Raw genomic sequence first — 13,248 nt, forward strand, 5'->3', positions numbered from 1 at the left:
CGCCCGGAGGGGTTACTTCCGCTTCGCCCCTCGTGCCCCGCACGGCCCGCGGGCCACGCAGGTCCCACACCCGTCGAACGTACGCCATGCCGGCGACGTGCCCCGATTCCCCCGAACGGGCCACAGGCTCCCGCACGGCGCGGTTCATGGCGGAAGCTGTCAGGTGTGACCCTCCGCACGTTCGCCGCCGTCCCATCGCGCGCGTCTCATGTCGAGGCGCGGCAGATGCCCCTGCGCGGTTCTGCCCGCCTCCTTCAGCGGCGTGCCCTCCGCGCGGTAGTGGTCCAGGGCCCGCAGTTCATGACCCGGCAGCAGCACCCCGTCGGCGCGCACCACACGCCACCACGGGACGGCGCCGCCGTAGAGGGCCATCACCCGGCCGACCTGCCGGGGACCGCCCTCCCCCAGCCACTCCGCGACGTCCCCGTACGTCATGACCCGGGCGGGTGGGATCGACTCGGCCACTTCGAGAACGCGCTCGGCGTACTCGGGCAGCGCGTCGTCCGGGTACTCCCCGCGGGTGGCTTCGTACTCCGCGCGGGCGTCGTCCGGAAGGCTCAGCTCGCTCACCCCTCCCATCCTGCCGCACGCCACCGACAACGCGACCGGCGATCGACGGTGAGTGACCCTCGCCCGAAGGCGACGCTTCGGGCAGACTGTGCGATCCCGCATTTGCACCCTGATGCCCCCGTGTGTCGGTGCGGCATGCCACCATCGTGCGGGCGGTGACCGGTGATACGAGACCAAGAAGAGACGATGAAGCAGCAGGGTGTGCGTCCCGAGGGAGCGGAGGGCACCTCTGACGCTGCGTCGCGCCCGGACCCCGCGCGAAAGGCGGAGCAGAACGCGAAAGCGCTCGCGGAGCAGACGGCGGGCCAGGACCCCGAGCTCGTCGAAGTGACGCACATCGACGAGGTCGAGGGCGACGAGCCGCTGCTCCCCGCGCGCGTGCACCGCCCTTCCGACCTCATGCGGCTTTTGGTGGGCGTCCTCGGCGTGATCGTCCTGATCGCCATCGCCGCCTTCGCCCACGGGACGACCTCCGGCCTCGAACAGGACATCAACAAGGGCACGGGGCAGGCCCCCGATCTCCTCATCAAGATCGCCGGCCTGGCGTCCAGCATCGCGATCCTGCTGGTCCCGGTCGCCTTCGCCATCGAACGGCTGATCAAACGGGACGGGCTGCGCATCGCCGACGGCGTGCTCGCGGCCGTCCTCGCGCACGGGGTCACCCTCGCCACCGACCTGTGGGTGGCCAAGGCCGCCCCTGAATCGATCCAGGAGGCGCTCACCCAGCCCTCCCCCGGCGACATCACCGCCCTCACCGACCCCGTGCACGGCTATCTCGCGCCCGTCATCGCGTACATGACGGCCGTCGGCATGTCGCGCCGGCCGCGCTGGCGGGCCGTGCTGTGGATCGTGCTGCTCCTCGACGCCTTCTCGATGCTGGTCACCGGCTACACCACGCCGTTCTCGATCATCCTGACGGTGCTGATCGGCTGGACGGTGGCGTACGGCACCCTGTACGCGGTCGGCTCGCCGAACGTCCGCCCCACCGGCCGGACCCTGATGGCGGGGCTGCGGCACGTCGGCTTCCGCCCGGTCAGCGCGGCCCGCCAGGAGGTGGCCGACACGCCGGAGACCGGCGACCGGGGACGGCGCTACTTCGTCACCCTGGAGGACGGCCCGCCGCTGGACGTCACGGTGGTCGACCGTGAGCAGCAGGCGCAGGGCTTCTTCTACCGCGCGTGGCGCAATCTGACCCTGCGCGGTTTCGCCACCCGCAGCAGCCTTCAGTCGCTGCGCCAGGCGCTGGAGCAGGAAGCCCTGCTCGCCTACGCGGCCATCGCGGCCGGCGCCAACGCGCCCAAGCTGATCGCGACCTCCGAGCTGGGCCCGGACGCCGTCATGCTCATCTACGAGCACACCGGCGGCCGCACCCTGGACTCGCTGCCGGACGAGGAGATCACCGACGACCTGCTGCGCGACGCCTGGTACCAGGTGCGCGCCCTGCAGTCCCGGCGCATCGCGCACCGCAGGCTGGTGGGCGACGCGATCCTGGTGGATCGTTCCGGCACGGTGATCCTCACCGACCTCCGGGTCGGCGAGATCGCGGCCGGCGATCTCCTGCTGCGCATGGACACCTCACAGCTGCTGGTCACGCTCGGCCTCCGGGTGGGCGCGGAGCGCGCGGTCGCCTCTGCGGTGGGCGTGCTCGGTCCCGACGCCGTCGCCGACTGCCTGCCGATGCTCCAGCCCATCGCGCTCAGCCGCTCCACGCGCGCGACGTTGCGCAGACTCGCCCGGGAGCGGGCGCAGCGCGAGCGTGACGCCGTGCTGGAGGCGTCCCAGCAGGCCAAGCTGGCCCGCCAGGAGGCCGCAGGCGACGCTCCCGCGGTGACCCTGGAGAAGTCCCCCAAGAAGGTCGAGCGCGCGGAGGCGCGGGCCGAGAAGCGGGCCATCGACGAGGCGCTGGAGGAGGCCCGCGAGGAGGACCTGCTGACGCAGATCCGGCACCAGGTGCTGCGGATCCGGCCCCAGGCGCCGGTCGAGCCGGCCCGGCTGGAGCGGGTGCGTCCGCGCACCCTGATCAGCTTCATCGCCGGCGCCATCGGTGCGTACTTCCTGCTGACGCAGCTCACGCACATCGAGTTCGGCCCACTCGTCGCCAACGCGGAGTGGGGCTGGGTCGCCGCGGCGGTGCTGTTCTCCGCGCTGAGCTACGTCGCCGCGGCGATGAGCCTGCTGGGGTTCGTGCCGGAGCGGGTGCCGTTCCCGCGCACGGTGGCGGCGCAGGTCGCCGGGTCCTTCGTGAAGATCGTGGCCCCGGCGGCCGTCGGCGGGGTCGCCCTGAACACGCGCTTCCTGCAGCGGGCGGGCGTGCGGCCGGGGCTCGCCGTGGCGAGCGTGGGCGCCTCGCAGCTGTTCGGGCTCGGCTGCCACATCCTGATGCTGCTGTCGTTCGGCTATCTGACCGGCACCGAGAAGACGCCGTCGCTGTCGCCGTCCCGCACCGTGATCGCGGGTCTGCTGACGGTGGCGGTGCTGGTGCTCGTGGTCACCTCCGTGCCGTTCCTGCGGAAGTTCGTCGCCACCCGCGTGAGGTCGCTGTTCGCGGGAGTGGTGCCCCGCATGCTGGACGTGCTCCAGCGACCGCAGAAGCTCGTCACCGGCATCGGCGGCATGCTGCTGCTCACCGCCTGCTTCGTGATGTGCCTGGATGCGTCGATCCGCGCGTTCGGCGACCAGAACGCCTCGATCAGCATCGCCAGCGTCGCCGTCGTCTTCCTCGCGGGCAACGCGCTCGGCTCGGCCGCGCCGACGCCGGGCGGTGTCGGCGCGGTCGAGGCGACCCTCACCGTCGGTCTCATCGCGGTCGGCCTGCCCAAGGAGGTCGCCGCGCCGGCCGTCCTGCTGTTCCGGCTGCTCACGCTGTGGATCCCGGTGCTGCCGGGCTGGCTGGCCTTCAACCACCTGACCCGCAAGGGCGCCCTCTGAGCGACGCGACGGCATGAGGGCGTCGCGGACCACGACGCCACCGGCGACCCGTACCTCGTACGGACCGCGTCCCGCGCGCGTGCTTCCGCGCGACCTCAGGATGGGAGCATGCCGACTCCCACCCGTGTGCGCGCCGCCGCCCTGACCGTCGCCGTCCTCGTGTCGTCCTGCCTGGTGGCGGGCTGCGGCGGCGACTCCCCGCAGGCGGACCTGACGACGCAGGAACTGCGGTGGGAGGACTGCCCGGCTCCGTCGCCGGCGGAGGGCGGCGGCAGCGCGCCGTCCCCGCTGCCCGACGGCGACGCGTGGCAGTGCGCCACGATGCGGGCGCCATTGGACTGGGCGAAGCCGAAGGGCGACACGATCGGCATCGCGCTGATCCGGGCCCGGGCCAGCGGCGAGGCGAGCCGGCGGATCGGCTCCCTGGTGTTCAACTTCGGCGGCCCCGGCGGCTCCGGCGTCGCCACCCTGCCCGCGTTCGGCGAGGACTACGCGACCCTGCGCACCCGCTACGACCTGGTCAGCTTCGACCCCCGAGGAGTCGGGCGCAGCGCCGGCGTGCGCTGCGAGAACGACCAGCAGCTCGACGCCTACTTCCAGCAGGACATGACACCGGACGACGCCGCCGAGCGCACCGCATACGTCGACAACGTCCAGGCGTTCAACGGCGCCTGCGAGAAGAACTCGAAGACGATGCTGCCGCACGTGCGCACCACCGACGCGGCCCGCGACATGGACCTGATGCGCCAGGTCCTCGGCGACGACAAGCTGCACTACTTCGGCATCTCCTACGGCACCGAACTCGGCGGCGTCTACGCCCACCTCTTCCCCCAGCGGGTCGGGCGGGCCGTCTTCGACGCGGTCGTGGATCCGACGCAGACGCCCGAGCAGGGCTCGCTGGGGCAGGCCAGGGGCTTCCAGCTCGCACTGGACAACTTCGCCGAGGACTGCACGTCGAAGGTCGAGGACTGTCCCGTCGGGGACACCGCGCAGGACGTCAAGGACAGGATCGCCCGCCTGCTGAAGGACCTCGACAGCAAGCCGATCCCGGGAATCTTCCCGCGCGAACTGACCCAGAGCGCAGCGACCAACGGCATCGCGCAGGCGCTGTACTCGAAGGACTTCTGGGAGTACCTGACCGAAGGGCTGGAGCAGGCCTACGACGGGGACGGCAGGACCTTGATGCTGCTGTCCGACTCGATGAACGGCCGCAGCGAGAACGGCGAGTACAGCAACATCACAGCCGCCAACGTGTCGATCAACTGCGCCGACGACAAGCCGCGTTACTCGCCCGGCTTCGTGCAGGGCAAGCTGCCGCAGTTCCGCGCCGCCTCCCCTCTGTTCGGGGACTTCCTGGCCTGGAGCATGCTCAGCTGTACGGACTGGGCGGTGCCGGGCGCGGCCGACCATCCCGACGTCAGCGCTCCCGGGTCGGCCCCGATCCTCGTCGTGGGCAACACCGGTGACCCGGCCACTCCGTACGAGGGGGCTCGGAAGATGGTGGACGCGCTGGGCAAGGGCGTCGGCGTGGAGCTGACCTACCGGGGGCAGGGGCACGGCGCCTACGACAGCAAGAACAAATGCGTGCAGACGGCCGTCGACGGCTACCTGCTGGACGGACGGGTGCCGCCGGCGGGAACCGTCTGCGCCTAGCAAAAGCGCAGGCCAGAGAGTTATCCACAGGCTCCGACGGGCTGGCGGTGATCCGCCTACCATGGCATGACCGCCGTTCGCGGACGCAGTCGGACGGCTTGTGAGGGGGGAAGAGACATGAGGCTTTTCGCACGGTGGACGGCGCTGGGGGCGGCGACCGCACTGCTGGTGACGGGCTGCGGCGACGGCTCGCCGTCCGACGGCAAGGGAGGTGACGGCGGGAAGGGAAAGGACTCCACCCGCCCGACTGCCACCGCGCCCTCCGGCGGCGCCGCTCCGGCCTCGGCGCTGCCCACGTCCCTCACCTCGCAGAAACCCGACTGGGTCCGATGCCGTTCCACCGGGGACGCCCCCGCACCGGGCGACGACTGGCAGTGCGCGACGCTGAAGGTGCCCCTGGACTGGGCCCGGCCCGGCGGCGAGACGATCGGCGTCGCCCTGATCCGGTCCAAGGCCAAGGGGAAGGACCGCATCGGCTCGCTGCTCTTCAACTTCGGCGGCCCGGGCGGATCGGGTGTGTCGACGATGCCGTCCTACGCCTCCACGGTCTCCTCGCTGCACGAGCGCTACGACCTGGTCAGCTGGGACCCGCGCGGTGTCGGCGCGCAGGGCGGGGTCCGCTGCCGCGACGACAAGGCGATCCAGGCCGCCGAAGCCGTCGACTCCACCCCCGACGACGCGGCCGAGGAGCGGGCGTTCCTGAAGGACGCCTCCGACTTCGCCGAGGGATGCCGGAAGGCCGCCGGGAAGAAGACGGCTCATGTCTCCACCACCGACACGGCCCGCGACATGGACCTGATGCGACAGGTCCTCGGCGACGACGAGCTGCACTACTTCGGCATCTCCTACGGCACCGAACTGGGCGGTGTATACGCTCACTTGTTCCCGAAGAACGTGGGGCGCGTGGTCCTCGACGCTGTGGTCGACCCGACCGCCGACACCGTGGGCCACGCCAAGAACCAGGCCAGGGGTTTCCAGCTGGCGCTCGACAACTACCTCAGGTCGACCGGCCAGGACCCGAAGCGGGGCAGTGAGAAGATCGCCGCGCTCTTGAAGCGGATCGACTCAAAGCCGCTGCCGACCTCGTCCGGACGCACGCTCAGCCAGACGCTCGCGGTCATCGGCATCGTGGTGCCGCTGTACAGCGAGGCGGCCTGGCCCAGTCTGACCAGCGCCCTCAAGTCGGCGTACCAGGGCGACGGTTCCGAGCTGCTGCGCCTCGCCGACGCCTACAACGACCGCGACTCCGACGGGCACTACGGCACGTCGAACCACGCGCAACGGCTCATATCGTGCTTGGACGACAAGCAGCGGCCGACGGTCGGGGAGACCAAGAGGCTGCTGCCGGAGTTCGAGAGGATCTCCCCTGTGTTCGGCTCGTTCCTCGGCTGGGACACGGCCGGGTGGTGCCACGACTGGCCGGTGGCAGGCCAGTTCGACACACCGGAGGTGAGCGCGGCGGGCTCGGCGCCGATCCTGCTGGTCGGCAACACCGGGGACCCGGCGACGCCGTACGAGGGCGCGCGCAGGATGGCGGACGAACTCGGCCGGGGCGTCGGGGTGTTGCTCACCTGGAAGGGCGAGGGACACGGCGCCTACGGGAGCGGGAGCAACTGTGTCGACTCGGCGGTGGACGGCTATCTGCTGAACGGCACGACGCCGAAGGACGGCACGGTCTGCTCATGACGACGGCGGGGGTTCCACACACCCGTGGTGCGCGAAACCCCCGCCGTCAAAGCCGGTGGGCCGGATCGGCCGGCCGGTCAGTAGACCGGCTTGTCCGGCTCGATCTGGTTGACCCAGCCGATCACGCCGCCGCCGACGTGCACCGCGTCCGCGAAGCCCGCGGACTTCAGGACCGCGAGGACTTCCGCACTGCGGACACCCGTCTTGCAGTGCAAGACGATCTTCTTGTCCTGGGGCAGGCTCTGCAGGGCGGCGCCCATGACGAACTCGTTCTTCGGGATCAGCTTGGCGCCCGGGATGGAGACGATCTCGTACTCGTTCGGCTCGCGGACGTCGATGATCTCGATGTTCTCGCCGTCGTCGATCCACTCCTTGAGCTGCTTGGGAGTGATCGTCGAGCCGGCGGCCGCCTCCTGGGCCTCCTCGGAGACGACGCCGCAGAAGGCCTCGTAGTCGATGAGCTCGGTGACGGTGGCGTTCTCGCCGCAGACCGCGCAGTCCGGGTCCTTGCGGACCTTGACCTGGCGGTACTGCATCTCCAGGGCGTCGTAGATCATCAGGCGGCCGACCAGCGGCTCGCCGATGCCCGCGAGGAGCTTGATGGCCTCGTTGACCTGGATGGAGCCGATGGACGCGCACAGCACGCCGAGCACGCCGCCCTCGGCGCAGGAGGGGACCATGCCGGGGGGCGGGGGCTCCGGGTAGAGGCAGCGGTAGCAGGGGCCGTGCTCCGACCAGAACACGGACGCCTGACCGTCGAAGCGGTAGATCGAGCCCCAGACGTACGGCTTGTTCAGCAGCACGCACGCGTCGTTGACCAGGTAGCGGGTCGCGAAGTTGTCCGTGCCGTCGACGATCAGGTCGTACTGGCCGAAGATGTCCATCACGTTGTCGGCCTCGAGCCGCTCCTCGTGAAGGACCACGTTCACGTACGGGTTGATGCCGAGGACGGAGTCGCGTGCGGACTCGGCCTTGGAGCGGCCGATGTCGGCCTGGCTGTGGATGATCTGACGCTGCAGGTTGGACTCGTCCACCTCGTCGAACTCCACGATGCCGAGCGTGCCCACGCCCGCCGCGGCCAGGTACATCAGCGCCGGCGAGCCCAGGCCGCCGGCGCCGACACACAGCACCTTGGCGTTCTTCAGCCGCTTCTGCCCGTCCATCCCGACGTCGGGGATGATCAGGTGGCGGGAGTACCGGCGGACCTCGTCTACGGTGAGCTCGGCGGCCGGCTCGACCAGGGGTGGCAGCGACACGGGGACTCCGTTGGTCGGTCAATCACTACGGTTGTTCTTCTCGTAACACTGCCATGGGCTTCTTCATTCCGAGACACCTGTTCCGATCCGCGAGACGATCTCGTCCCAGTAGCCGGGCATGGTCTCCCAGGGGTCGGCCAGTCCGCCGCCGTCGCCGCGGTCGGTGAACCAGATGGTCGCCGCGCCGTGCCAGCGGGCGATGCGCAGCGCCTCCTCCAGATGCGCGCCGGGCACGCCGTGGACGAAGTGGCAGAAACGCTCGGGCGGGTAGGCGGCGGTCCACTCGGCCGCCTGGGACCAGCGGTAGTCGCTCCACGCGCCGGAGAAGGTGACGAGCTGGTCGGCGTTCTCGGCGTAGCCCGGGTAGGGGTGGATGCCGTGGCCGAGGACGATGTGGGGGCTGTCGCGGAGCGTGCGCAGGGTGCTGACCGTGCGGCGGATCCCGGGGAGCGCCGTGCGGTCGGCCGGGCAGCGGTCCAGGAGGAAGCCGTCGACCTGGTACCAGTCGACGTGCCGTTGCGCGTCGGAGACGACCTCGGGCAGGGCACGGGCGCCGTGGGCGAGGTCGAGGTGGCCCAGGACGCGGACGCCGGCGTTGCGGAGCCGGCCGGCGGCTTCGAGGCAGTGCGGGTCGGGGCGGACGCCGGGGCCGCCGGCGACGTCGAGGACGACCCAGTGCAGGCTTCTGCCGGGGCGGGTGAGTTCGCCCCACTCGGCCTGCGCGAGGAGGGGATGCGCGATGCCGGGCACGCCGAAGCCCGTGCGCACGTCGGTGTCCGCGGCGCCCGCCCGGGCGCCGGTCAGATACGACACGCGGCCTCCATCCAGATGTCGGCGAGGGACTCCTCCAGGTTGATCCGGGGCCGCCAGCCGAGCCGGTCGCGGGCGGTGCGCACATCGGCCTGCTGCCAGCTGCCGCAGCCGTCGGGGTACGGGTACGCGACCGGGACCGCGTGGTCGGCGTCGGCGCGGGGGTGGCCGATGGGCGGCCGGAAGTGGCCGCCGGGCGGGCCGTCGAGTTCGTGGAGGGCGCCGCCGTACCCGGCCACGCGGGCGAGGATCGCGGCGGCGTCCCGCAGCCGGACGGCCCGGCCGGAGCCGATGTTGATGACGCCTTGCGCGGCGGAGAGGGAGGCGGCGTGCACCGCGCGGGCGACGTCGCGGACGTCGACGAAGTCGCGCTGGGCTCCGAGTCCGCCGAGTTTGAGCTCCCCGTCGCCGGACTGCATGGCACGGCGCATGGCTTCGGCGAGCCGGCCGAGCGGCGAGCCGGCGGGGGTGCCGGGCCCGGCGGGCGAGAAGACCCGGAGCACCACCGCGTCCAGGCCCGAGCCGAGGACGAGTTCGGTGGCGGCGAGCTTGCTGACGCCGTACGGGCCGCCGGGCCGGGGGACGGCGTCCTCGGCCGTGGAGGAGCCGGGCTGGCTCGGGCCGTACTCGGCGCCGCAGCCGATCTGGACGAGCCGGGCTCCGCAGCCGCTGCGGCGCAGGGCCTCGCAGACGGTGGCGACGGCGACGGTGTTGTGGCGGGTGAGTTCGCGGGCGCCGCCGCGGGTGGCGCCCGCGCAGTTGACGACGACCTGGGGGTGGACCGCGTCGAGGAAGCGGGTGAGCGCGCCGGGGCTGCCGGACGCCAGGTCGAAGCGGACGTCCGCGTCGTCGCCGCGGCCGAGCGCGGTGAGCTGGACGGCCGGGTCGGCGAGCAGACGGTCGGCGACGAAGCGCCCGACGTAGCCGTTGGCTCCGATCAGCAGGACTCTCATCGTGCGGCTCCCGGGGTGTGCGCTCCGGTCGTTCCCGTGGCCGCGAGGGCGCCTGCGGCCGCCGGGGCCCCGGCGGTCCCGGTCGCTCCGGATCGGGAGGTGGTCATCTGGTCTCTCCTTCGGGTGTCGCGTGGATGGAGGAGCGCGTGCGTCGTGCGGTCCGTGCACGGTGGGGGTGGCGCTGCGCGCGGAGGTCGTGGGACGGCCGGGGCCGGGAGGGCGCCGCGACCGGCGCGGTTCGGTCTCAGCACGGCTGGTCCGTTCGCGCGTGGGCGGACGCTCTGGGAAGCGTGTGGCTCGCGTGGATCAGCAGGGCCAGCGCGGCCGCACCGCAGATAAGGGTCGGCACGCCGGCCGGCCCCCAGGCGGCGACGAGGGTCTCGACAGGTACGGCGAGGAAACCACAGCCGGGCAGACGGCCCGCGAAGACCGTGGCCACGGCGATCGTCTCGGCGGCGGCAGCGGCGCCGAGGAGGAGCGCCGGGGCCCGGGGCGAGCCGTGCACGACGAGGAGACGGGCGAGGAAGAGCAGCATGCCGAGGGTGAGGGTCCGGGCGTGGTCGGCGGTCTCGCCGAGGGCCTTCGCGCAGAGTCCGGTCAGAAGGGTGAGGGCGCACAGGAACAGGGCGAACACGCCGAACACCAGGGGGCGCACGGAGGCGGTGAACTCCTCGAGGCCCCGGCTGGCCTCCAGACGGCGGCGGGCGCGCACGGCGAGGAGGTGCGCGCTCCAGGCGGCGGGGGCGCAGGCCAGGGCGAGGGTCAGCGGGGGTGCGACGGAGAGCGGCCAGGGACCGTCGGTCGCCCCGGTGGGCAGGCCGTCGGGACCGCCGTTCATGGCGGCGCGCAGAAGGCCGTCGCCGAGGGCCGCGTAGGCGAGCAGCGCGCAGGTCCAGCCGGCGGCGCCGAGTGTGCCGGGGTGCGCGTGGCCGTGCGGGCTCAGCGGGCCGCGGCGCAGCGCCGCGCACAGGGCGAGGAGGACGGCGAGGACGCCCGCGGTCGTCAGGCAGAGGCGCGTCTGGCCGTCGGTCAGGCGCAGTCCGGTGACGGTCGCGGCGCACAGGGCGCCGGGCATGAGGGTGAGCAGCGCCCAGTCCGAGCGTGCGCGGGGGGCGGCGGTGAGGGCGGGGCGTGCGGGGCGGTCGCCGTCGCGTGGGACGCGGGCGTACATCTCCTCCGCGAGGGAGAAGACGTCCCGGTGCCGGAAGCGGGCGGCGGTCCGGTCGGTCATCCCGTGCGCCTCGAGACCGGCGGCGATCTCCAGAGGGTCGACGGCGCGCTCGCAGAGGTCACGGTGACGGTGCATCAGCGCCTTGACGGGGTCGCCGGCGCTGCGACGGGGGACGGGTGCCGACGCAGGGGCGGATGCGGGCTCGGATAAGGGCGGTTCCCCCGCCGCGCCCGTGTCGTCGGCGTGCCGCTCGAGGCGCGGTTCAGCATCGTCCTGCGGGGTCGTGCCCTCGGAGGGCGCGTCCTGCGGGGCCGCTTCGAAGGCCGCGTCCTCGGGGGCGAGCCACTCCTCCGATCGGTCGTCCCATGCTCCTGGGCTCGCCGGTGTGCCGGGGCGGTCCAGTTCACCGAGGTCGCTCATCGTGCCCCCTCCGCCGCGGCGACCCGCCCCGTGGCCGCGTCCCGCTTGCGTGCCCCCGTCCACGGGCCCGCCAGTCGGGCCTCGGCCGGGACGGCGAACGGCCGGGGCTCACCGGAGCCGTCGAACGCGGGGCGGTGCACGGGGGTGCGGGAGACGGTCTCCAGGTAGATGTCGTGGAACGCCGTGACGTTCTGTTCGACCGTGAACAGTTCGAGGGCGCGTGCGCGGGCGGCCGCGCCCAGGCGCGCACGGCGCTCGGGATCGCGCAGCAGCGCGACGCAGGCATCGGCGAGCGCCCTCGGATTGCGCGGCGGCACCACCAGCCCCGTGCCGCCGATGATCTCGACCACCGCGCCGACGTCCGTCGACACGGTCGCCCGCCCGCAGAACATGGCCTCGACCAGGCCGGCGGGGAAGCCCTCGACGACGCTGGAGAGAACGACGACCGCGCCCGCCGCGTACGTCTCGGCGAGGCCGGGCGCCCCCGGCCGGCCGATGTCCTCGAAGGTCACCGGGTTGTCGCCGATGCAGTGCGGCCCCTCTGCCTCGTCCGGGAAGAGCTGTGCTGCCAGCGCGCGGCAGTGGCCGAGATACGCCCGGCCCTCCGATGAGCTCGACGCGCCGATGATCCGCAGGCGTGTCCCGGGCTCCTCCCGGCGCACCTCAGCGAACGCGTGCAGCAGGGACACCAGGTCCTTCGCCGGCTCCACGCGGCCGACCCAGACCAGGGTGCGCGGATCGGCGGTGTCCGGGGAGTCGCCCACCTCGGCGAAGGGGGCGGCGTCCATGCCGGGGTGGACGGTGCGCAGCTTGGCCCGGTCGGCGCCGCAGCGCTCCTGCCAGCGCCGGGCGTGCGCGTTGCCCGCCGTGAGACAGGTGGCACGGCGGTACACCTCGGCGGCGAGCCGCCCGTGGAAGGCGGTGACGAGCGTCCGTACGGCGGGGGACGCCTCCCCGGAGGCGAGTGCGTCACCCCTTGCGTGCGTGCCGCTCTCCCCTGACGCCTCCACCGTCGCGAAGCCCAGATAGTGCGACCGCAGCCGCACACCGTACTCCGTGACGATCAGTGGCACCCCGAAGAAGTGCCGCGCCAGCAGCCCCACCAGGGCGGCCGCTCCCCCGGAGGTCGCGTGGCACAGGTCGACCGCACCGAGACCGCCCCCGCCACGGCCCCCATGACCCCGTTCACCGCGCGTCCCGTCGCCCTCCTCCTCGTACCAGCCGAGCGAAAGAGGCCGCAGGAGGCGTTCCACATGGGCCGCCACCGCGAGCAGTTCGGGCACGCGCGCCTCGCGCGCGGCGCGGGTCGCGCCGGGGGCGTGGCAGGCGCGCTCCAGGGCGCGCAGCGCGTCCTCCGAGCGGAGCGCGCGCACCAGTGAGCCCTCGTCGCGGGCCAGCTCGGCGAGCCCGTACAGCGCGCTGCCGAAACGGTCCGCCTGAACGTCCGGGGCACTTCCTCCGGAGATCCCGGCCGCCAGTTCGCCGTAGCACTCGGTGAACCGCCGGCGCGCACGGCGGCCGTACGCGACCCCGTCGTCCTCGGTCGTCCACAGTCGGGCCGTGCGCACGCTGCGGACCTGGGCGGGCAGTTCGACCCGGCCGGCGGCGTCCTGCCGTTCGCTGCGGCTGAGTGCGAACAGGGCGAACTCGTGCTGTCCGAGCCCCTGCACGAGCCGGTCGCACCAGGGTCCGTTGTCACCGCCCACATACGGATAGCCACCCTCCGTAAGCAGTCCGATGCGCACGTGTGCACCCCCGATCTCCCGTTTGAGGAGCTGCCGTTGTCGGCGGCTCGCAGCGG

The 13,248-nt window shown here is 72.7% G+C and carries 9 protein-coding genes; 3 read left to right on the forward strand and 6 right to left on the reverse strand.

Annotated features, from left to right (window positions below):
- Nucleotides 1–159: 159 nt before the first annotated feature.
- Nucleotides 160–570, reverse strand: coding sequence for an MGMT family protein (locus ACIRS4_RS25970; RefSeq protein ID WP_404200440.1), 411 nt, complete (start codon nucleotides 568–570; stop codon nucleotides 160–162).
- A 186-nt stretch (nucleotides 571–756) separates the two neighbouring features.
- On the opposite strand from ACIRS4_RS25970, the gene ACIRS4_RS25975 reads away from it, so the two are divergent.
- The 3 genes from ACIRS4_RS25975 (at nucleotide 757) to ACIRS4_RS25985 (ending at nucleotide 6,837) form a co-directional block, all read left to right on the forward strand.
- Nucleotides 757–3,498, forward strand: coding sequence for a lysylphosphatidylglycerol synthase domain-containing protein (locus ACIRS4_RS25975; protein ID WP_404200443.1), 2,742 nt, complete (start codon nucleotides 757–759; stop codon nucleotides 3,496–3,498).
- 108 nt (nucleotides 3,499–3,606) lie between these two features.
- Nucleotides 3,607–5,151: an alpha/beta hydrolase gene (locus tag ACIRS4_RS25980; RefSeq protein WP_404200446.1), complete on the forward strand. Its 1,545-nt coding sequence runs from the start codon at nucleotides 3,607–3,609 to the stop codon at nucleotides 5,149–5,151.
- Nucleotides 5,152–5,268: 117 nt separating this feature from the next.
- A complete protein-coding gene (locus ACIRS4_RS25985) occupies nucleotides 5,269–6,837 on the forward strand; it encodes an alpha/beta hydrolase (protein ID WP_404200449.1) in 1,569 nt (522 codons plus the stop codon).
- A 77-nt stretch (nucleotides 6,838–6,914) separates the two neighbouring features.
- On the opposite strand, the gene moeZ is transcribed toward ACIRS4_RS25985, so the two are convergent.
- From moeZ to ACIRS4_RS26010, 5 genes are all read right to left on the reverse strand, one after another.
- Nucleotides 6,915–8,093, reverse strand: coding sequence for an adenylyltransferase/sulfurtransferase MoeZ (moeZ, locus tag ACIRS4_RS25990; RefSeq protein ID WP_404200452.1), 1,179 nt, complete (start codon nucleotides 8,091–8,093; stop codon nucleotides 6,915–6,917).
- Between the two features lie 63 nt (nucleotides 8,094–8,156).
- Entirely contained in the window at nucleotides 8,157–8,906 is a 750-nt protein-coding gene (locus ACIRS4_RS25995; RefSeq protein WP_404200455.1) for a spherulation-specific family 4 protein, read from the reverse strand.
- Nucleotides 8,894–9,856 (reverse strand): NAD-dependent epimerase/dehydratase family protein, encoded by a 963-nt coding sequence (locus tag ACIRS4_RS26000; protein WP_404200458.1) that lies wholly within the window; start codon nucleotides 9,854–9,856, stop codon nucleotides 8,894–8,896. The genes ACIRS4_RS25995 and ACIRS4_RS26000 overlap by 13 nt, the downstream gene beginning before the upstream one ends.
- 244 nt (nucleotides 9,857–10,100) lie before the next feature.
- Complete coding sequence (locus ACIRS4_RS26005) at nucleotides 10,101–11,447, reverse strand: hypothetical protein (RefSeq protein WP_404200461.1); 1,347 nt, start codon at nucleotides 11,445–11,447, stop codon at nucleotides 10,101–10,103.
- On the reverse strand, nucleotides 11,444–13,192 hold the full coding sequence (locus tag ACIRS4_RS26010) for a DUF3492 domain-containing protein (RefSeq protein ID WP_404200464.1): 1,749 nt from the start codon (nucleotides 13,190–13,192) through the stop codon (nucleotides 11,444–11,446). Before ACIRS4_RS26010 ends, ACIRS4_RS26005 begins: the two co-directional genes overlap by 4 nt.
- Nucleotides 13,193–13,248 lie beyond the last annotated feature (56 nt).

This window comes from Streptomyces sp. NPDC101166 (assembly GCF_044768125.1).
Taxonomy (GTDB): Bacteria; Actinomycetota; Actinomycetes; order Streptomycetales; family Streptomycetaceae; genus Streptomyces.